The organism is Variovorax raffinosi (genome assembly GCF_051216615.1).
In the GTDB taxonomy this organism is placed as follows: Bacteria; Pseudomonadota; Gammaproteobacteria; order Burkholderiales; family Burkholderiaceae_C; genus Variovorax.
Genome location: NZ_JBPJZR010000020.1, coordinates 18950 through 38183, shown reverse-complemented (window position 1 = coordinate 38183; position 19234 = coordinate 18950). Strand labels below are relative to the sequence as shown.

Here is a 19234-nt window from a genome sequence, read left to right as displayed (position 1 = left end):
GCTACTCCCGTGCGTCAGTCGACGGCGTGATGTGGCGCGGCAGGTACTGGTTGGCCGGGTTGGTTTCCCACTCGGGCATCAACTGATAGCCGCCCCGCTCGCGGATGGCCTTCGACACTTCGGAGTCCGGGTCCTTCACATCGCCGAAGATCCGCGCGCCGGTCGGGCAGGCCTTCACGCAAGCCGGCTTGCGGTCTTCCTTGGGCAAGTGCTCGTCGTAGATGCGGTCGACGCACAGCGTGCACTTGGTCATGACCTGCCGCTCTTCGTCCAGTTCGCGCGCGCCGTAGGGGCAGGCCCACGCGCAGTACTTGCAGCCGATGCACTTGTCGTAGTCGACCAGCACGATGCCGTCTTCCTTGCGCTTGTAGCTGGCGCCCGTGGGGCACACGGGCACGCAGGGCGGGTCTTCGCAGTGCAGGCAGCTCTTGGGGAAGTGGATGGTCTCGGTTGCCGGGAAGGCACCGGCCTCGTAGGTCTGCACGCGATTGAAGAAGGTGCCGGTGGGGTTGGCGGCGTAGGGCCGCTCGTCGGCCAGCGGGCCGGCGCTGCCGGAGGTGTTCCATTGCTTGCAGGACGTGACGCAGGCGTGGCAGCCGACGCAGACGTTGAGGTCGATGACCAAGGCAAGCTGTTTGGCCAACGTCTCGCCCTGCTCGGCGCGCTTGGAGGTATGACTCCCTCCCCTCCCGGGGGAGGGTTGGGGTGGGGGCAGCGGCGCTTGAACGGCAGGCCGCACTTCAATGAAGGCCGTCGTGCCCCCACCCCGACCCTCCCCCGGAAGGGGAGGGAGCAAGACCGGGGACGGGGCCGCGATCAGGTCTTTCAGCCACTGCATCATTTCCTGCTCCGCCCCGCAAAGTACGTCAACACACTCGCCGCCTTCCCCAACACTCCGGGCGCACTCGGCATGCTCGCCATCTGTGGAAAGCTCTCCTCAGGCTCGCCAGGTTCCGCCGGCCGTATCCGCACCCGCACGTCATACCACCCCGCCTGCCCCGTGATCGGGTCCGAATTGCTGATGCGCCCACTCGCCGTTCCCGCGAACGGCAGCTCTTCGCTGATCAGGTGGTTCAGCAGGAAGCCCTTGCGCGCCTCATCCGACCCCGGCGCCAGTTGCCACGCGCCGTCGGCCTTGCCGATCGCGTTCCATGTCCACACCGTCCCCGGCTCCACCGCCTCGCTGTAGCGCAGCATGCAGCGCACCTTGCCCCACTGGCTCTCGACCCAGCACCAGCCGCCATCGGCAATGCCCGCAGCCTCGGCGGTGAGCGGATTCACGTGCAGATAGTTGTGGCTGTGAATCTGTCGCAGCCATGCGTTCTGCGAATCCCACGAGTGGTACATCGCCATCGGCCGTTGCGTCAGCGCATTGAGCGGATACGCGTCGAGATCGGTCGCATCCTCTTCGAGCGGCGCATACCAGAAGGGCAGTGGATCGAAATACGTGTCGATGCGCTCGCGCAATGCATCGGGCGGCTGCCGCCCCGTGCTCTTGCCCTGCGCCGCAAGCCTGAAGCTCTGCAGCGTGTCGGAGTACAGCGCCAGCTGCACCGGGTCGTTGCGCTGGCGCCAACCCTTGTCCTTCGCGAAGTCCAGGTACTCCCGGTTCCAGTTGCGCATGTAGTGCATGGTCTCGGGCATGTGGTACTGGAACACGCAGTTGTTCTGCGCATAAGCCTCCCACTGCTTCGGATTGGGCGCGCCGCGCAGATGCTCGGTGCCGTCCTTGCCGCGCCAGCCCATCAAAAATCCGATGCCCGGTTGCGGCTCGAAGTTGACGACGAAGTCCGGATACCCCGTGAACTTGCGCCCGCCCTCGGGCGTGGTGAAGGCCGGAAACTTCAGCCGCGAAGCCAGCTCGATCAGCACCTCCTGGAAGGGCTTGCACTCCCCGGTCGGTGGCACCACCGGCACACGCACCGAATCGACCGGCCCATCGAACTCCGAGATCGGCCGGTCGAGCATGCCCATCACATCGTGCCGCTCCAGGTAGGTGGTGTCAGGCAGCACGAGGTCGGCAAAGGCCACGGTCTCGCTCTGGAAGGCGTCACACACCACCAGGAAGGGAATCATGTGCTCGCCCTTCTCGTCCTTGCGGTTGAGCATCTCGCGCACGCCCATGGTGTTCATGCTGGAGTTCCACGCCATGTTGGCCATGAAGATCATCAGCGTGTCGATGCGGTAGGGGTCGCCCTTCACCGCGTTGGTGATCACGTTGTGCATGAGCCCGTGCGCCGACAGCGGGTGCTCCCACGAGAAAGCATGGTCGATGCGGATCGGCGAGCCATCGGGGTTGATCGCCAGTTCTTCCGGGCTGGCCGGAAAGCCCAGCGGCGCCGCATTGAGCGGCGTGTTCGGCTGGATCATTCCGGGGTCGTTGAAGGCCCGGTAGTTGGGCACGATGTGGCGCGGGTACGGCGCCTTGTGCCGAAAACCACCGGGCGCGTCGATGGTGCCGAGCACGCTCATCAGCACCGCCAGCGCACGAACAGTCTGGAAGCCGTTGGAATGCGCCGCCAGCCCGCGCATCGCATGGAAGGCCACGGGTCGCGCCTGCGTGGTTGGGTGCTTCTTGCCCCAGGCATCGGTCCATGGAATGGGCAGCTCGAAGGCTTGCTTGAGCGCCGTCTCGCCCATCTCGCGCGCCAGCTTGCGGATGCGCGCGGCGTCGATGCCGGTGATGGCCTGCGCCCACTCGGGCGTGCAACTCGCCACGCGCTCGCGCAGCAACTGGAACGACGGCGCAACGCGCGTGCCATCGGCCAGCGTGTAGTGGCCTTCCAGCGCCGGGTCGCATCCGTCTTCGATGCCCTCGGGGTACGCGGGCTTCACGCTGCGGGATGTCTTGTCCCACACCAGCTTGTTGTGCGGATTGCGTCCATCGCCCGGCGGCCCGCGTTCGGGATCGAAGGCGAACAGCCCTTCGCGCTCGCAATCCTCCAGCACCACGAGCTGCGGCGCATTGGTGAAGCGCTTCAAAAACGCGTGGTCCACCAGTTCGTTGCCGATCAGCTCATGCAGCAGCGCCATGAACAACGCGCCATCGGTGCCGGGCTTGATCGGAATCCATTCATCGGCGATCGCCGAGTAGCCCGTGCGAATCGGGTTGATGGAGATGAAGCGCCCACCCGCCCGCTTGAACTTGCTGATCGCAATCTTCATCGGGTTGCTGTGGTGGTCTTCGGCGGTGCCGATCATCACGAACAGCTTGGCGCGCTCCAGGTCGGGCCCGCCGAATTCCCAGAAGCTGCCGCCGATGGTGTAGATCATTCCCGCGGCCATGTTCACCGAGCAGAAGCCGCCATGCGCCGCATAGTTGGGCGTGCCGAACTGCCGCGCGAACAGGCCCGTAAGCGCCTGCATCTGGTCGCGGCCCGTGAACAGCGCGAACTTCTTCGGATCGGTGGCGCGGATATGGCCGAGGCGCTCGGTCAGCATGCCGTAGGCGCGCTCCCAACTGATGGGCTCGAACTCCCCCGCCCCGCGTTCGCTGCCGGCCTTGCGCAGCAGCGGCTGCGTGATGCGCGCGGGCGACACCTGCTTCATGATCCCCGACGACCCCTTGGCGCAGATCACGCCCTGGTTCAGCGGATGGTTCGGGTTGCCGTCGATGTAGCGCACCTCCGGGCCCTTCTCGCCCTCGCGCAAATGCACGCGGATGCCGCAGCGGCAGGCGCACATGTAGCAGGTGGTGGTCTTGACCTCGGTGTCCGCCGTGGGCGTGGGGGCCGACAGCGGATCGTGCACGGGCTCGCGGGACAGGAAACTGAACACTGGCGGTCCTTTGTTTTCAAGCGGGGGCTGTGCCGATGCTAGGGGCCTTCCCTCAAACGAAAAAGCGCAGAATATTGCTCACGATGACCGGAAAAACAGATCAGCAATCCGCCCAGCGGCTGCGCCTGAACCTGCGCCAGCTCGAAGTGTTCGTGGCCACCGCGCGCGGGGGCAGCACCCGCGCCGCCGCCGATCGCATCGCGCGCTCGCAGTCGGCGGCAAGCAGCGCGCTCGCCGACCTGGAAACCTCCGTCGGCGCCCTGCTGTTCGACCGCATCGGCCGCCGGCTGGTGCTCAACGAGAACGGCCGCGCGCTGCTGCCCAAGGCACAGGCGCTGCTGGACCAGGCCAGCGACCTGCAGGCGCTCTTCAACGGCGAGCATGCGGCGCCGCTGCGGGTGGCGGCCAGCTTCACCATCGGCGAATACCTGCTGCCCGAACGCGTGTCGCAATGGACCGCCCTGCATCCGCAGAGCCAGGTGCGCCTGCACATCGCGAACACGCGCGACGTGATCGAGGCGGTGGCGGGCTTCGACGTGGATGTGGGCTTCATCGAGGGGCCGCAGACGCACCCCGATCTGGTCGTGCGTGCATGGCGCGAAGACGAACTGGTGATCGTGGCCGCGCCCGGCCATGCGCTGGCCAACCGCGTCGCCACCCACCGGCAGTTGTCGCAAGCCACCTGGGTGCTGCGCGAGCACGGCTCGGGCACGCGGCAGGTGACCGATGCATGGCTGATCCAGAACCTCGACCAGGTGCACGTGGGCTTCGAACTCGGCAGCACCGAGGCCATCAAGCGCGTGGTGGCCTCGGGCACCGGGCTGGCCTGCCTCTCGCGCTACACGGTGGCACAGGCGCTGGAAGACGGCCACCTGATCGAGCTGCGCACGCGCCTGCCCGCAGGCATCCGGCGGCTGGCCACGGTGATGCACCGCGACAAGCTGCTGGGCCGCGCCACCGCCGACTTTCTTCGCCATTGTGGGGCGACCGTGCCGCGCACGCAGGCCAGCCGCTAGACCACGCGACAAGCCACGCAGCCGGTCAGGCCGGCCGCGACAGCAGGTGCACGTACTCGTACTGCGCCGTGTTGATGGTCGACACGCGGTACTCCACCGGCTTGTCGCCGAAGGTGAGCGCGGTGCGCTTGACCTCCATCACCGGCGCGCCCTGCGCCACGCCGAGGATGCGCACCACGCTGCGATCGGCCGTCATCGCGCGTGCCCGTTCGCGCGCCAGCGTCACGGTGATGCCGAACTCGGTCTGGTACAGGTGGTAGATGGTGCTCGGCCGCTCGCGAAAGCGCTTCTCGGTCAGGCCCTTGAACAGCAGCGCCGGCAGCGTGAGCCGGTCATGAATCACCGCCCTGCCCTGCAGCAGCAGGCGGTTGTCGATCTGGACGGCCGGCTCGCCGGTGCGAAGGCCCAGCGCCTGCGCGGGTTCTTCTTCCATGCGCACGCGCTCGAAGGCGACGAACTCCACCTGCGGCGCCTGCCGCAGCCCGTCGCTGCGCTCGACGTGGAAGAACTGGAACATGAAGCGGTCGGCGTTGTGCACTGCAACGAAGGTGCCACGGCCTTGTCGCCGCACGAGGATGTGCTCGGCCACCAGATCGTCCGTCGCGTGGCGCAGCGTGCCGATCGACACGCCCAGCGCTGCCGCCAGTTCGCTCTCGCTCGGCAACGTGCTGCCGGCCGCGCAGCGGCCCGATTCGATCGCACGCAGCAATGAGCGCTTGACCAGCCGATAGAGCGGCGCACCCGCCGCATCGGCGGGGATCGGTTCGAACACGGACAGGTCGGTCGAGCGTGGCATGGCGCGATTGTTCGGCCACATCGCGATTCATTCAAGTCATCCATATGACCTGTTTGACACCCGGAGACACGCACTCGGACACTGGCCCGGCTGCAAATTCTCAGCGAGTCACAACAGGAGACAACGATGATTCATTTCGTTCTGCACGACGCCAAGGACACGGTCGCGGTCGTGGTGGTGGAAGGCGTCAAGGCCGGCATGTCGCTCACCGGCTGGATCATGGATGAGGACCGGATGACCAGCGTCGATGCACGCCAGGACATCCCGATCGGCCACAAGGTCGCGCTCAAGGACATGGCAACGGGCGACACGGTGTGGAAGTACGGCATCGACATGGGCAAGGTGGTCGCGCCGATCAAGGCGGGCGAGCACGCGCACGTCCAGAACATCAAGACCAAGCGCTGGTAGGCCCCATCCCCGCTTTGCCAACTCACCTCACCCACGAACCCGAAAGCACAGCATGTCCATCATTTCCAAAGACACCACCTTCCTGGGCTACCGCCGCGAAAACGGCCGCGTTGGCGTGCGCAACCACGTCATCATCCTGCCGCTGGACGACCTCTCCAACGCGGCAGCAGAAGCCGTGGCCCACAACATCAAGGGCGCGCTCGCCATTCCGCATCCCTACGGTCGCCTGCAGTTCGGCGCCGACCTCGACCTGCACTTCCGCACGCTGATCGGCGCGGGCTGCAACCCGAACGTGGCGGCCGTCGTCGTCATCGGCATCGAGGACAGCTGGACGCAGAAAGTGGTCGACGGCATCGCCACCACAGGCAAGCCGGTGGCGGGCTTCGGCATCGAGGGCCACGGCGACCACGACACCATCCTGCGCGCGAGCAAGGTGGCACGCGAGTTCGTGCAAAACGCCAGCGAGAAGCGGCGCGAGCCCTGCGGCATCCACGAACTGTGGGTGTCCACCAAGTGCGGCGAGAGCGACACCACCTCGGGCTGCGGCTCCAACCCCACCGTCGGCAACGCCTTCGACAAGCTCTACGAGACCGGCAACACCCTGGTATTCGGCGAAACCTCCGAGATCACCGGCGGCGAACGCATCGTGGCCGACCGCTGCCGCACACCCGACGTGAAGGAGCGCTTCATGTTCATGTTCAACCGCTACCAGGACATGATCAACCGCCACAAGACCAGCGACCTGTCGGACTCGCAACCGACCAAGGGCAACATCGCGGGGGGCCTCACGACCATCGAGGAGAAAGCGCTCGGCAACATCCAGAAGATCGGCAAGAAGTGCCTGGTCGATGGCGTGCTCGACAAGGCCGAAGTGCCCACCAGCCCCGGCCTGTGGTTCATGGACTCTTCCAGCGCGGCCGCAGAGATGGTGACGCTGTGCGCCGCCTCGGGCTACGCGGTGCACTTCTTCCCTACGGGCCAGGGCAACGTGATCGGCAACCCCATCCTGCCGGTCATCAAGATCTGCGCCAACCCGCGCACCGTGCGGCTGATGAGCGAGCACGTCGACGTCGACACCTCGGGCCTGCTGCAGCGCGAGATGACGCTCGACCAGGCCGGCGACCAGTTGCTCGAATGCATGCTGCGCACCGCCAACGGCCGGCTCACGGCAGCCGAAGCGCTGGGCCACCGCGAGTTCGTGATGACGCGCCTGTACGAGTCGGCCTGAGCGCACGAACGACACGACACCCATGAAACGGATCGTCATTGCGGAGTTCATGGACGCCGCCGCGGTTGCGCAGTTGCGCGAGCGGCACGACGTTCTCTACGACGTGGCGCTGGTGGACGATGGCGCCCGCCTGTACCGCGAAGCGAAGTGGGCCCACGCGCTGATCGTGCGAAACCGCACGCAGGTGCGCGGCGAGCTGCTCGACACGCTGGCCCAGTGCACGGTGGTGGGCCGCCTGGGCGTGGGCCTGGACAACATCGACGTGGCGAGCTGCGAAGCGCGCGGCATCCAGGTGATTCCGGCCACAGGCGCCAATGCGTTGAGCGTGGCGGAGTACGTCATTGCCAGCGCGATGCTGTTGCTTCGGGGCGCCTACGGCTCGACGGCCGAAGTCGCTGCCGGCCGCTGGCCGCGCAACGCGCTGTCGAACGGGCGCGAGCTGTCGGGCAAGACACTCGGGCTGGTCGGCTTCGGCGCCATCGGGCAGCTGACGGCGCGGATGGCGAAGGCATTGGGCATGCGCACGGTGGCCTTCGACGCGATGATGGACGCGGGGCATCCGGCCTTCGCTGAAACCGGCACGCAGCCGGTAAGCCTCGATGCGCTGGTGGCACAGGCCGATGTGGTGAGCCTGCACGTGCCGCTGGTCGACGGCACGCGCCACCTGTTCGGCGCCGCGCGCATCGCGGCCATGAAAGGCGGTGCTGTGTTGGTCAACACCTCGCGCGGCGGCATCGTCGATGAAGCGGCCGTGGCACTCGCACTGCGCGAAGGCCGGCTCGGCGGCGCGGCGCTCGATGTGTTCGATGCTGAGCCGCTCGCGGCCAGCGCGCATTTCGAAGGCTGTCCCAACCTGCTGCTGACACCGCACATCGCGGGCGTGACGACCGAATCGAACGAGCGCGTGAGCAGCCTCATCGCACACAAGGTGCTGGAGGCGCTGGAGCCATGACGACGATGAGCCTTCAGGAAGCGCGTGACGCGGTACGCACGGCACTGCGCGCGGCCGGCGCCAACGACGCGATGGCCACGGCAACAGCACGCGCACTGGTGCTGGCCGAGGCGCAGGGACTGGCCTCGCACGGCCTCGGCCGTGTGGCCCAGTACGCAACGCACCTGCGCAACGGCCGCGTCAATGGCCACGCAGTGCCCACGCTGCGCCGCGAAAAAGGCGCCGCCGCGCTGATCGATGCGCAAGAGGGCCTGGCCTTCGCCGCCTGCGAGATGGCGGTGACCGAAACCATCGCTCGCGCGCGCGACTTCGGCATCGCCATCGCAGGCGTGACCGACAGCCACCACTGCGGCGTGGTCGTCGACCACCTGCGCGCGGTGGCCGAAGCGGGCATGGTCGGGCTCGGCTTTGCGAACTCGCCGGCCGCCATGCCGGCGGCGGGCGGCCGGCATCCGATCTTCGGAACCAACCCGGTGGCAGCGGTGTTCCCGCGCCGTGGGGCGCTGCCGCTGATGATCGACCTGAGCCTGTCGGAAGTGGCACGCGGCAAGGTGATGGTCGCGGCCAAACAGGGCAAGCCGATCCCGCTCGGCTGGGCCGTCGACCGACACGGCCAGCCGACCACCGACGCGCAGGCCGCGCTCGAAGGCTCGATGCTGCCCATCGGCGCCGCCAGCAGCCCCAAGGGCGCGATGCTGGCACTGGTGGTCGAACTGCTGGTCACCGCGCTCATCGGCGCGCAGTTCGGCTTCGAGGCATCGAGCTTCTTCGAGGACGTCGGCAACCGGCCACGCATCGGCCAGGCCTTCATCGTCATCGACCCCGGTGCGCTGGCGGGCTCAGCCAGTTATCTCGACCGTGTCGAGGTGCTGGTGGCCGAGATGCTGCGCGACGACGGCGTGCGCCTGCCCGGCGCACGGCGCGAAGAGCTGCGCAGGCGTGCGGAGACACAAGGCATCGAGGTGCCCGACGCGCTGCTCGCGCAGTGGCGACGGTAGCCGCCGAACGCCTTTTCCCGAACACAACAACAGGAGACAACACGATGAAACGACGCGAATGGATGCAAGGGACCGCTGCCCTGGCGGCGACGGGTTCCCTGACAGCGCTGATGCCCGGGCTTGCCAGGGCGCAAGCCGGCGACTACCCCAGGCCGGACGCCACGCTGCGCTACGTGGTGCCCTTTCCGGCAGGCGGCCTCACGGACGTGATGGCGCGACAGATCGGCCAGCAGCTCGGCGAGCGCTGGAAGGTCAGCGTGCTGGTGGACAACCGGCCCGGCGGCAACGGACAGATCGGCGCCGACCTCGTGGCCAAGGCGCCGCCCGATGGCAACACGCTGCTGGCGATCACGCTGACGCATGCGGCCAACGTCACGCTGTTTCCCAAGTCGCCGTTCAACTTCCAGAAAGACCTGCGCCCGGTCGCGCTGCTGGCCGGCAGCCCGATGCTGATCGTGGTGCCGGTGGCCAGCCCGATCCAGGACCTGAAGGGCCTGATCGCGGCAGCGAAGGAACGCAAGCTCAACGCCGGCTCCAGCGGCAGCGGCACGCCGCCGCACCTGACGCTGGCGCTCTTCAACGACCTGAACAAGTCCACCGTGCAACACGTGCCCTACAAGGGCGGCGCGCCCTGCATGACCGACCTCATCGGCGGCCAACTCGACGTGGTGTTCTCGAACATTCCCGAGTCAATCCCGCATGTGAAGGGCGGCAAGCTGCGCGCGCTGGCCATCGCGAGCAAGACGCGCTACCCCTCGCTGCCCGACGTGCCGACAACGGCCGAAGCCGGCATGCCGGCGCTGCAGGTCGAGAACTGGACCGGCATCATGGCGCCGGCCGGCATGCCCGATGCCGCCGTGCAAAAGCTGGGCGCGGAGGTGGTGAAGATCCTGGCGCTGCCGGGCCTGGAAGAGCGCATGCGGCAGCAGGGTTTTGTGATCGACGCGCGCGGGCCGGATCGCTTCGCGCCGTTCCTCAATGACGAGATTGCGCGCTGGGCGCACGTCATCAAGGCGGCGGACATCCAGCCGAGCTAGTCAGCCGAGCAGCATCTGCGCGGTGTGATGCGCAATGACCGCCTCTTCGTCGGTGCGCAGCACCCAGGCGCTGACGGGGCTCTCTGGCGTAGTGAGCCGCTGCGCACCGCTGCGGTTGGCGGCGGCATCGACATTCACGCCCAGCCATTCGCAGTCTTCGAGGATGCGTTCGCGCAGCCCGGCCGCGTTCTCGCCGATGCCGCCGGTGAACACGATGGCATCGACACCGCGCAGCGCCGACGCAAGGCTGCCCATGTTCTGCACCACCTGTTCGACGAAGTGCCCGATGGCTTCGGCTGCAGCGGGCTCGGCGGACGCTTCGAGCGCGCGCATGTCGCTCGACACGCCCGACATGCCGAGCAGGCCCGATTCGCGGAACAGCAGCGATTCGACCTGGTCGGCCGACATGCCGCGCGAGCGCATCAGGTACAGCACCACGGCCGCATCGAGGTGGCCGCAGCGTGTGCCCATGGTGAGGCCGTCGAGCGGAGAAAAGGTCATCGTGGTGGCCACCGAGCGGCCTTGCGCAATGCCGCACATCGAGGCGCCGTTGCCCAGGTGCGCGACGATCACGCGCCGCTGCGCCAGCCCGGGCGCCACATGCGCGAGTTGCGCCACGATGGATTCGTACGAAAGCCCATGGAAGCCGTAGCGCCGAACGCCCGCGTCGTGCAGCGCACGCGGCAAAGCGAAGCGGCGGTTGACCTCGGGCTGCACCGCGTGGAAGGCGGTGTCGAAGCACGCCACCTGCGGCACGCCCTCGAAGGCCGCCGTTGCCACGCGCACACCGGCCAGGTTGTGCGGCTGATGCAGCGGTGCCAGCGGCTCCAGTTTTGCCAGTGCTTCGAGCACCTGCGCATCGATGCGCACCGGTGCCACGAAATCCGTGCCGCCATGCACGATGCGATGCCCGACGCCGGCAATGCGCCGGCCGTCGCCCTGTTGCGCATGCCAGTCGAGCAACGCCGCGAGCGCGCCCTGGTGCGAGGCCTGCGCGCCATCGAGTGCGGCGTCGTGCAGGGTGTTGCCCTGCGCATCGCGCACGCGCAGCCGCGCTTTCAGCCCGGCGCCCAGGCCATCGGCCTGGCCCGACCACAACGCCGCCGGCAGAACACGGCCATCGCTGCGTGCCTCATCCGCCGCATCGAACAGCGCGACCTTGATCGACGACGATCCGGCGTTGAGAGTCAGCAGCGCATCGGCCATGGCTTGTTCAGACGTAGTCCTTGTACTTGTCGAGGAATCGTACAGGCTTGGCCAGCGCGTCGCGGCGGAACGGGTCGCCCAGCTCGCGGGTGCACATGATCTCGATCACGCAGGTCTTGCCTTCGTTCATCTGCATGTCGATGGCCTTCTTCAGCGCCGGGCCCACGTCTTCGAGCCTGTCGACCACGATGCCTTCGGCGCCCATGGCCTTGGCGATGCCCGCGAAGCTTTCGCTTTCGAGTTCGCCGGCCACGAAGCGGCGGTTGTAGAAGTCGACCTGGTTCTTCTTCTCCGCGCCCCACTGGCGGTTGTGGAAGACCACGGCCGTCACCGGAATGTCGTGGCGCACGGCCGTCATGATCTCGACCATGCTCATGCCCCAGGCGCCGTCACCGGCGTAGGCCACGGCCGGACGATCGGGTGCCGCGCACTTGGCGCCGATCATGGTCGGCAGCGAGTAGCCGCAGTTGCCGAAGCTCATCGGCGCGAAGAAGCTGCGCGGCTCCTCGAAGCGCAGGTAGCTGTTGGCAATGGCGTTGATGTTGCCGATGTCGGTGGAGACCATCACGCGCGGCGGCATGGCTTTCTCAAGCTCGCGCAGCACCTGGCGCGGGTGCAGGTAGCTGCCGCCGGTCGGTGTCTTCTCGCCCTTGGCTTCCTCGATGGCGTCCAGGCTGTACTGGTCGCGCTCGTGGGTCCACTCGTCGAGTTCTTTTTCCCACGCGGCCTTCTCGGCCTTGATCTTGTCGGCGCGTTCGGCCTTGGTGGCGTCGCAGGCCAGCGTCTTGCCCTGCAGGCGCTTGAGCAGTTCCTTGGCCGTGGCCTTCGCATCGCCGTGAATGCCGACGGTGATCTTCTTCACCAGCCCGAGGTTGGTGTGATCGGCCTCGACCTGGATGATCTTCGCGTCCTTCGGCCAGTAGTCCATTCCGTGCTGCGGCAGCGTGCCGAAGGGGCCCATGCGCGAGCCGAGTGCGAGCACCACGTCGGCCTGCGCGATCAGCTTCATCGCGGCCTTCGAACCTTGATAGCCGAGCGGGCCCGCAGCCAGCGGATGGCTCGCGGGGAACGAGTCGTTGCGCAGGTAGCCGTTGGCCACCGGCGCGCCCAGGCGCTCGGCCAGCGCCTTGCACTCTTCGACCGCATCGCCCATGACCACGCCGCCGCCCGAAAGAATCACCGGGAACTTGGCCGAGGCCAGCAGTTCGACGGCAGCGTTCAGGCTGTTCTCGCCGCCCGCGCCGCGCTCCACACGCATCGGCTTCGGGATCTCGGTCGTGATCTCGCCGTAGAAATAGTCGCGCGGAATGTTCAGCTGCGTCGGGCCCATCTCGGAGATGGCGCGGTCGAAGCAGCGTGCCGTGTACTCGGCCATGCGCTTGGGGTTGTTCACATGGCCCTGGTACTTGGTGAACTCCTGGAACATCGGCAACTGGTTGGCTTCCTGGAAGCCACCCAGGCCCATGCCCATGGTGCCGGTCTCGGGCGTGATCATCACGACCGGGCTGTGCGCCCAGTAGGCAGCGGCGATAGCCGTCACGCAGTTGCTGATGCCGGGGCCGTTCTGGCCGATCACAAGGCCATGACGGCCCGACACGCGCGCATAGCCGTCGGCCATGTGCGCGCCGCCCTGCTCGTGCACCACCGGAATCAGGCGGATGCCGGCGGGCGCGAAGATGTCCATCGCGTCCATGAAGGCCGAGCCCATGATGCCGAAGATGTCGGTCACGCCGTTGGCGACCATGGTCTCGACGAAGGCCTCGGAGGGCGTCATCTTCTGCACGCCGGTGACGGCTTCACGGGCGGGTGCGGCGGGTTTCTTCTGGCTCATGGAAGGCGTCTCCTGGAGGGATGGGGGTTGTTCGGCAACTCGAAAAGTCGGAACCTCTTGTTCCGAAATTCATTCCGGCGGAATATAGGACGGCATTGCGGCGGCGTCAAACAATTTACAAAAATCGGTACGCCTTGTCTTGTTTTTTGTAAAAAGACTATGATCCGCCCCCATGAAGATCGTCAAAGGGCTCACGCCAGAGACCACCGAACCGGCGGGTGACACACCCACCATGCGGCTGTTCGCGCTGCTGGAAGTCATGGCCGCGAAAGACCTGCGCTATTCGCTGCAGGGCCTGGTCGAAGAAACCGGCCTGCCCAAGCCCACGCTGCACCGCATGCTGCAACAGCTCGAAGGCGCGGGCCTGCTGCAGCGCGAAGGCGACGGGCGCCACTACGGCATCGGCACGCGGCTGCGGCGCCTTGCCGAGAACCTGCTGCTCAACGACAGCCTGCACGGCGCGCGCCACACGGTGCTGCGGCAACTGGTCGAGGAGATCGGCGAGAGCTGCAACCTCACGGCCCTGTCGGGCAGCGAGGTCGTGTACCTCGACCGCGTGGAGACCGCCGCGCCGCTGCGCTTTTATCTGCACTCGGGCTCGCGCGTGCCGGTGCATTGCTCGGCCAGCGGCAAGATTTTTCTCTCGCAGATGAGCACCGCGCAGCGCCGCCGCCTGCTGTCGAATGCGCCGCTGGAGCCCTACACGCCCAAGACGCTGACCGACCCCGAGGCACTGGAGAAGGAAGTGCAGCGCGTGCGCAAGAGCGGCTTTGCCATCGACAACGAAGAGTTCTTGCCGGGCCTGCTGTGCATTGCCGCGCTGGTGCCTTCGGGCGACGACGCCCCTTCGAATCTCTGCATTGCGGTGCAGGCGCCGATCATGCGGCTCGACGCCGCCAGGGCGAAGACGCTGCTGCCCGCATTGCAGCGCGCCGCACTGGCGCTGAGCCGCATCGACACCGATGCCGGCGCCGACCGCGCGCTGGCCTGACCTTCATCCGTCCGATACCGAAAGCCCCACCGTGACCGACACCGCAGACCTTCGGCCCGACCGCATGCTGAGCGTGCGCGAGGTGTTCGGCATCGACACCGACCTACAGGTGCCCGCCTTCAGCGAACGCGATGACCACGTGCCCGAGGTCGATGCGGTCTACCGCTTCAACCCCGACGTGACGCTCGCCATCCTCGCGGGCTTCATGCGTGACCGCCGCGTGATGGTGCAGGGGCTGCACGGCACCGGCAAGTCGACCCACATTGAACAGGTGGCGGCGCGCCTGAACTGGCCCTGCGTGCGCCTGAACCTCGACGGCCACATCAGCCGGCTCGACCTCGTGGGCAAGGACGCGGTGGTGTTGCGCGAAGGCAAGCAGGTCACCGAATTCCAGGAAGGCATCGTGCCGTGGTCGCTGCAGCGGCCCGTAGCGCTGATCTTCGACGAGTACGACGCGGGCCGGCCCGACGTGATGTTCGTCATTCAGCGCATCCTCGAGCGCGACGGCAAGTTCACGCTGATGGACCAGAACAAGGTGCTGCGCCCGCACCCCTTCTTCCGCTTGTTCGCCACCGCCAACACCGTGGGCCTGGGCAACCTCAACGGCCTGTACCACGGCGCGCAGCGCCTGAACCATGCGCAGATCGACCGCTGGAACATCGTCGCCTCGCTGAATTACCTGCCGGCCGATGAAGAAATAGCCATCGTGCAGGCGCGCGTGCCGTCGCTGGCCGACGATGCCGGGCGCAAGCTCGTCGCGAGGATGGTGGCCGTGGCCGACCTCACGCGCAAGGGCTTCGCGGCGGGCGACCTGTCGACGCTGATGTCGCCACGCACCGTCATCACCTGGGCCGAGAACGTCGAGATCTTCAAAGACCCGGCACTGGCGTTCAGGCTCTCGTTCGTCAACAAGTGCGACGACGCCGAGCGGCCGTTGGTCGCCGAATACTTCCAGCGCTGCTTCGACCAGGAGCTGAAGGAGTCGCACCAACTCTCGCCGGGCTCGCAGCCATGACCGACACGCCCGCGAGCGCGATGCAGCGCCGCGTGCGGCAGGAAGAGCTGGTGGCCGAGCTGTGCGCGGGCGTGGTGCGCGCCTTCAGCGGCGAGCGCGACCTGCACTTTCGCGGACGGCGCCTGCATCGCGGCCGCGTGGCATTGCCGTGGTTCGCACCGCACCTGCATCCCTCGCCGGAGACCGACGACTTCGCATCTTTCCGCGGCGTGGCCGACGGGCTCGCACTGCGGCTCACCGACTCCGATGCCGCGCTGCATGAACGCCTGCGCCCCGAAGAGCCGGTCGAGCGCATGGTGTTCGAGATGCTCGAACAATTCCGCGTCGAAGCGCTCGTGCCCGAAACCATGGCCGGCATGCGCCACAACCTGCGGCACCGCCACGAACAGTGGTCGCTGGCGTTCCACCATTCGGGCCTGACCGACACCGCACGCGGCCTGCTGCTGTATGCCGTCGCCCAGATCTGCCGCGCCCGCGTCAGCGGCCAGCAGGTGGTCGAAGAAACAGAAGACATGCTCGAAGCCACGCGCTTCGCGCTCGCGCCGCTGATCGGCCATGCACTCGCAGGCTTGCGCAAGGACCGCGCTGACCAGGCCGCCTATGCCGTGCACGCACGGGCCATCGCACGCACCATCGCCACCATGCTGCACGAGGCCGACGACGAAGGCAGCGATGCCGCACGCGACCCGCACGTGGACGACAAGCGCAGCGTGTTCAGCCTCGTCGCCGACATGGACCAGGAGATCATCGAGCGCTTCACCACCGCCGAGTCGGGCCGCAGCGCCGTGCTCGACGATGCGGGCGGCGCCTACCGCGTCTTCACCACCGCCTACGACCGCGAGCACGATGCCGCCACGCTCGCACGCAAGGAAGTGCTCGCCGACCTGCGCGAAAAGCTCGACCGCCGCATTGCCGCGCAGGGCGTGAACATCGCCCGCCTGGCGCGCGAGTTGCGCGCATTGCTGGCCGACCCCACGCGCGACGGCTGGGACGGCGGGCAGGAAGAAGGCCTGATCGACGGCCGCCGCCTCGCGCAACTCGTGGCCTCGCCCACCGAGCGCCGCCTGTTCCGCACCGAGCGCATGGAGCCGGTGGCCGACAGCGTGGTCACCTTCCTGATCGATTGCTCGGGCTCGATGAAGGAGCACGCCGAATCGGTCGCGATGATGGTCGACGTGTTCGCGCGCGCCCTCGAACAGGCCGGTGTGACCAGCGAGGTGCTGGGCTTCACCACTGGCGCATGGAACGGCGGCCGTGCGCAGCGCGAGTGGGTACGCGCCGGCCGTTCAGCCCACCCTGGCCGCCTGAACGAGCGTTGCCATCTCATCTTCAAGGCCGCAGCCACACCGTGGCGGCGCGCGCGGCCTGCGATGGCTGCGTTGCTCAAGGCCGATCTGTTCCGAGAAGGGATCGATGGCGAGGCGGTCGACTGGGCCTGCATGCGCCTTCGCCAGCGCACCGAAGAGCGAAAGCTGCTGCTTGTGATTTCAGATGGCTCGCCGATGGACAGTGCTACCCATCTGGCCAATGACGCGCATTACCTCGACCACCATTTGCGTGATGTTGTTGCGCGGCAGGAGCAACGGGGGGACATCTCCATTTCCGGCATCGGCGTGGGGCTTGATCTGAGTCCGTACTACAGCCGTAGCCATGTGCTGGACCTTGCGTCTTCTGCTGGCAATACGATTTTTCGCGAAGTCATCGAACTCATGGCGGGGTGGCATCGGCGCTGAGGTTGTTCGGGGCGCTGCTGTTCGTTGTGCGTTTGTTCGGGGCGAGTGCGAATGACACCAGGTGCTCCCCTCCGCGAATGTCCCCCGCTTCGCTCCTCCTTTATTTCGCTGCGGGGAGCACCTGGTGTCATTCGCACTGGGGCACGCTGCTGGTGATCGCCGATCAACCAGTGCTCTGAGCGCTCGCGTCGATACGGGGCTCTTTTTCGCGAAATAAAGGAGGAGCGAAGCGGGGGACATTCGCGAAAAAGAGCACCGTGTCGGCGTGAGTGCCGCCCTGAACAGCGGCGGCCTCCAAGAACCCACAAGCCAATACAAGAAAAGCAAAGTTCCCTTCCCCCGATTGACAAAGACCCCCAAGGGTTCTTACATTGCGTTTCACATCCGAGAACGCTGTTCCGATATTTGGAACACCCAAAAAGGGTTCGAATGGATTCCACGTTAGCCAAGGGCCTGGCAGCCATCGAATGGATGGCACGCCAGCAGCGCGACTGCCGCGTCACCGACCTGGCCCAGGCCTTCGGCATGGCGCGCAGCAACGCGCATCGCACGCTGCAAACGCTGGTCGAGTGCGGTTGGGCCGTGCAAGACCCCGACACCAGCGCCTACCGCCCCAGCCTGCGGCTGTTCGAACTGGGCGCACTGGTCGGCGAAGCGGCCGACGTCGGCGCACTGCTGCGCCCGCACCTGGCAGTGCTCGCGCAAGCCACCGGCGAGACCATTCATCTCGCAGTGCTCGACCGCGACGAAATCGTCTACCTCGACAAGTTCGACAGCCCTCTTCCCGTGGCCGCCTACTCGCGCGTCGGCGGCCGTGCAGCCGCCTACTGCGTGGCCTCCGGCAAGGCCCTGCTGGCTGCGGCATCGCTCGACGTGCCCGCACTCCAGCAGCGCCTGGGCACGCTCGTCGCACACACGAAGAACAGCATCACCGACTTCGATGCCCTCTTCTCCGAACTGGAACGCACACGCACACGCGGCTACGCCGAGAACCGCGAGGAATGGCGCCTCGGCGTCTGCGGCCTCGGCGTGCCGGTGTTCAACGCACGCGGCGAAGCCGTTGCGGCCGTGGGCATGAGCGTGCCGTCGATCCGCTTTGCGCGGACGCAGGCGCGCGAACTGGCCGACCACATCAGGGCCTGCGCACGCGACGCCAGCGTCACGCTCGGCTATCGCGCCAGCCCCGAGCCCGCGGCAGGGCAGCTCCCGACATCCGTCACGAAGAGAAGGAGACTCGAATGAACCTGTTCCTCGCCCCCCGGCTGCGCGCGACCCTGCTCGCCGTCGCAGCCCTGGCCGCGCCCCTTGCCGCGCAGGCACAACCGCCTGCCGGCGACTACCCGAACAAGCCGATCCGCCTCGTCGTGCCCTACCCGCCCGGCGGCGGCACCGACGTGATCGCGCGCATCGTGCAGGAGCGCTTCTCCAGCCTGCTGGGGCAACAGGTGCTGATCGACAACCGCGGCGGCGCGGCCGGCTCCATCGGCACCGAGGTCGTGGCCAAGTCGCCGCCCGACGGCTACACGGTGCTGTTCACGCTGTCGTCGCACACCATCAACCCCGCCATCTACAACAAGCTGAGCTTCGACACCGCGAAAGACTTCGCGCCCGTCGGCATGGTCGCGTCGCTGCCGCAGATCCTGGTGGCCAACACGCAGTTCGCGCCGAACACCGTGGCCGAGCTGGTCGCGCTCGCCAAGGCCAAGCCCGACAGCATCTCCTTCGCATCGGTGGGCAATGGCTCGCCGGGGCATCTGGCGGGCGAACTGCTCAAGCTGCGCACCGGCACGCAGATGACGCACATCCCGTACCGCGGCGGCGGCCCGGCCGTGACCGACGTGATGGGCGGGCAGGTGCCGCTGCTGTGGGTGTCGATTCCGGCAGCCGCGCAGTTCGTGAAGGCCGGCAAGCTCAAGGCGCTTGCGGTGTCGACCACCAAGCGCAGCGCGGCCTTTCCCGATGTGCCGACGATGCAGGAAGCCGGCATCGCCGACTTCGACGTGGACTCGTGGTACGCGGTGTTCGTGCCCGCGAAGACGCCGCAACCCGTCATCGACAAGCTCAACCGCGTCATCAACGTCGTGGTGAAGGAACCCGAGATCCGCGACAAGCTGCTGGCGCAAGGCAGCGAAGGCGTGGGCGGCACGCCCGAGCAGCTCGGCAAGGTCGTGAGCACCGAACTCGTGCGCTGGCAGAAGCTCGCCAAAGAGGCCAACATCAAGGTCGATTGATCGACACGGACAGAT

General features: G+C 67.1%; 16 protein-coding genes. 11 read left to right on the top strand and 5 right to left on the bottom strand.

Translation table 11 applies throughout. From position 1 onward, the window contains the following. Nucleotide 1: 1 nt before the first annotated feature. Nucleotides 2-841: a 4Fe-4S dicluster domain-containing protein gene (locus tag ACSFB7_RS35415; protein WP_435477015.1), complete on the bottom strand. Its 840-nt coding sequence runs from the start codon at nt 839-841 to the stop codon at nt 2-4. Next, a complete protein-coding gene (locus tag ACSFB7_RS35410; RefSeq protein ID WP_435477014.1) occupies nt 838-3777 on the bottom strand; it encodes a molybdopterin oxidoreductase family protein in 2940 nt (979 codons plus the stop codon). Before ACSFB7_RS35410 ends, ACSFB7_RS35415 begins: the two co-directional genes overlap by 4 nt. Nucleotides 3778-3860: 83 nt before the next feature. On the opposite strand from ACSFB7_RS35410, the gene ACSFB7_RS35405 reads away from it, so the two are divergent. Continuing rightward, nucleotides 3861-4793, top strand: a complete 933-nt coding sequence (locus ACSFB7_RS35405; protein WP_435477013.1) for a LysR family transcriptional regulator — start codon at nt 3861-3863, stop codon at nt 4791-4793. A gap of 25 nt (nt 4794-4818) precedes the next feature. On the opposite strand, the gene ACSFB7_RS35400 is transcribed toward ACSFB7_RS35405, so the two are convergent. Beyond that, nucleotides 4819-5589 (bottom strand): GntR family transcriptional regulator, encoded by a 771-nt coding sequence (locus tag ACSFB7_RS35400; protein ID WP_435477012.1) that lies wholly within the window; start codon nt 5587-5589, stop codon nt 4819-4821. Nucleotides 5590-5715: 126 nt separating this feature from the next. Between ACSFB7_RS35400 and ACSFB7_RS35395 the strand changes: the two genes are divergently transcribed. Genes ACSFB7_RS35395 through ACSFB7_RS35375 form a run of 5 tightly spaced genes read left to right on the top strand, consistent with a single transcriptional unit; the run spans nt 5716 to nt 10212 of the window. After that, entirely contained in the window at nt 5716-5997 is a 282-nt protein-coding gene (locus tag ACSFB7_RS35395; RefSeq protein ID WP_093238744.1) for a UxaA family hydrolase, read from the top strand. A gap of 52 nt (nt 5998-6049) precedes the next feature. Beyond that, nucleotides 6050-7225 carry a UxaA family hydrolase gene (locus ACSFB7_RS35390; protein ID WP_435477011.1) on the top strand — a complete coding sequence of 392 codons (1176 nt, stop codon included), beginning with the start codon at nt 6050-6052 and terminating at the stop codon, nt 7223-7225. 22 nt (nt 7226-7247) lie between these two features. After that, the gene (locus ACSFB7_RS35385) at nt 7248-8177 is read left to right on the top strand and encodes a hydroxyacid dehydrogenase (protein ID WP_435477010.1); all 930 of its coding nucleotides are present in this window, start codon (nt 7248-7250) and stop codon (nt 8175-8177) included. After that, complete coding sequence (locus tag ACSFB7_RS35380; protein ID WP_435477009.1) at nt 8174-9175, top strand: Ldh family oxidoreductase; 1002 nt, start codon at nt 8174-8176, stop codon at nt 9173-9175. Before ACSFB7_RS35385 ends, ACSFB7_RS35380 begins: the two co-directional genes overlap by 4 nt. A gap of 44 nt (nt 9176-9219) precedes the next feature. Beyond that, nucleotides 9220-10212, top strand: coding sequence for a Bug family tripartite tricarboxylate transporter substrate binding protein (locus ACSFB7_RS35375; RefSeq protein ID WP_435477008.1), 993 nt, complete (start codon nt 9220-9222; stop codon nt 10210-10212). On the opposite strand, the gene ACSFB7_RS35370 is transcribed toward ACSFB7_RS35375, so the two are convergent. Together ACSFB7_RS35370 and xsc are read right to left on the bottom strand one after the other, a co-directional pair. After that, nucleotides 10213-11418 (bottom strand): acetate/propionate family kinase, encoded by a 1206-nt coding sequence (locus ACSFB7_RS35370; RefSeq protein ID WP_435477007.1) that lies wholly within the window; start codon nt 11416-11418, stop codon nt 10213-10215. A gap of 7 nt (nt 11419-11425) precedes the next feature. Continuing rightward, entirely contained in the window at nt 11426-13249 is a 1824-nt protein-coding gene (xsc, locus tag ACSFB7_RS35365) for a sulfoacetaldehyde acetyltransferase (protein WP_435477006.1), read from the bottom strand. Between the two features lie 172 nt (nt 13250-13421). Here xsc and ACSFB7_RS35360 point away from each other — a divergent pair, with 172 nt between their 5' ends. From ACSFB7_RS35360 to ACSFB7_RS35340, 5 genes are all read left to right on the top strand, one after another. After that, nucleotides 13422-14240, top strand: coding sequence for an IclR family transcriptional regulator (locus ACSFB7_RS35360; protein WP_435477004.1), 819 nt, complete (start codon nt 13422-13424; stop codon nt 14238-14240). 31 nt (nt 14241-14271) lie between these two features. Then, nucleotides 14272-15255 carry an AAA family ATPase gene (locus tag ACSFB7_RS35355; RefSeq protein WP_435477003.1) on the top strand — a complete coding sequence of 328 codons (984 nt, stop codon included), beginning with the start codon at nt 14272-14274 and terminating at the stop codon, nt 15253-15255. Then, complete coding sequence (locus ACSFB7_RS35350; protein ID WP_435477002.1) at nt 15252-16988, top strand: cobaltochelatase CobT-related protein; 1737 nt, start codon at nt 15252-15254, stop codon at nt 16986-16988. The genes ACSFB7_RS35355 and ACSFB7_RS35350 overlap by 4 nt, the downstream gene beginning before the upstream one ends. Before the next feature lie 429 nt (nt 16989-17417). Further along, entirely contained in the window at nt 17418-18230 is an 813-nt protein-coding gene (locus ACSFB7_RS35345; protein ID WP_435477001.1) for an IclR family transcriptional regulator, read from the top strand. Beyond that, nucleotides 18227-19219 (top strand): tripartite tricarboxylate transporter substrate binding protein, encoded by a 993-nt coding sequence (locus tag ACSFB7_RS35340; RefSeq protein WP_435477000.1) that lies wholly within the window; start codon nt 18227-18229, stop codon nt 19217-19219. Before ACSFB7_RS35345 ends, ACSFB7_RS35340 begins: the two co-directional genes overlap by 4 nt. Nucleotides 19220-19234 lie beyond the last annotated feature (15 nt).

What these genes read in the sequence shown, in the direction of transcription:
- ACSFB7_RS35415 (WP_435477015.1), bottom strand. Translation starts at nt 841, where the DNA reads ATGATGCAGTGGCTGAAAGACCTGATCGCGGCCCCGTCCCCGGTCTTG.
- ACSFB7_RS35405 (WP_435477013.1), top strand. Translation starts at nt 3,861, where the DNA reads ATGACCGGAAAAACAGATCAGCAATCCGCCCAGCGGCTGCGCCTGAAC.
- ACSFB7_RS35400 (WP_435477012.1), bottom strand. Translation starts at nt 5,589, where the DNA reads ATGCCACGCTCGACCGACCTGTCCGTGTTCGAACCGATCCCCGCCGAT.
- ACSFB7_RS35395 (WP_093238744.1), top strand. Translation starts at nt 5,716, where the DNA reads ATGATTCATTTCGTTCTGCACGACGCCAAGGACACGGTCGCGGTCGTG.
- ACSFB7_RS35390 (WP_435477011.1), top strand. Translation starts at nt 6,050, where the DNA reads ATGTCCATCATTTCCAAAGACACCACCTTCCTGGGCTACCGCCGCGAA.
- ACSFB7_RS35385 (WP_435477010.1), top strand. Translation starts at nt 7,248, where the DNA reads ATGAAACGGATCGTCATTGCGGAGTTCATGGACGCCGCCGCGGTTGCG.
- ACSFB7_RS35380 (WP_435477009.1), top strand. Translation starts at nt 8,174, where the DNA reads ATGACGACGATGAGCCTTCAGGAAGCGCGTGACGCGGTACGCACGGCA.
- ACSFB7_RS35375 (WP_435477008.1), top strand. Translation starts at nt 9,220, where the DNA reads ATGAAACGACGCGAATGGATGCAAGGGACCGCTGCCCTGGCGGCGACG.
- ACSFB7_RS35370 (WP_435477007.1), bottom strand. Translation starts at nt 11,418, where the DNA reads ATGGCCGATGCGCTGCTGACTCTCAACGCCGGATCGTCGTCGATCAAG.
- xsc (WP_435477006.1), bottom strand. Translation starts at nt 13,249, where the DNA reads ATGAGCCAGAAGAAACCCGCCGCACCCGCCCGTGAAGCCGTCACCGGC.
- ACSFB7_RS35360 (WP_435477004.1), top strand. Translation starts at nt 13,422, where the DNA reads ATGAAGATCGTCAAAGGGCTCACGCCAGAGACCACCGAACCGGCGGGT.
- ACSFB7_RS35350 (WP_435477002.1), top strand. Translation starts at nt 15,252, where the DNA reads ATGACCGACACGCCCGCGAGCGCGATGCAGCGCCGCGTGCGGCAGGAA.
- ACSFB7_RS35345 (WP_435477001.1), top strand. Translation starts at nt 17,418, where the DNA reads ATGGATTCCACGTTAGCCAAGGGCCTGGCAGCCATCGAATGGATGGCA.
- ACSFB7_RS35340 (WP_435477000.1), top strand. Translation starts at nt 18,227, where the DNA reads ATGAACCTGTTCCTCGCCCCCCGGCTGCGCGCGACCCTGCTCGCCGTC.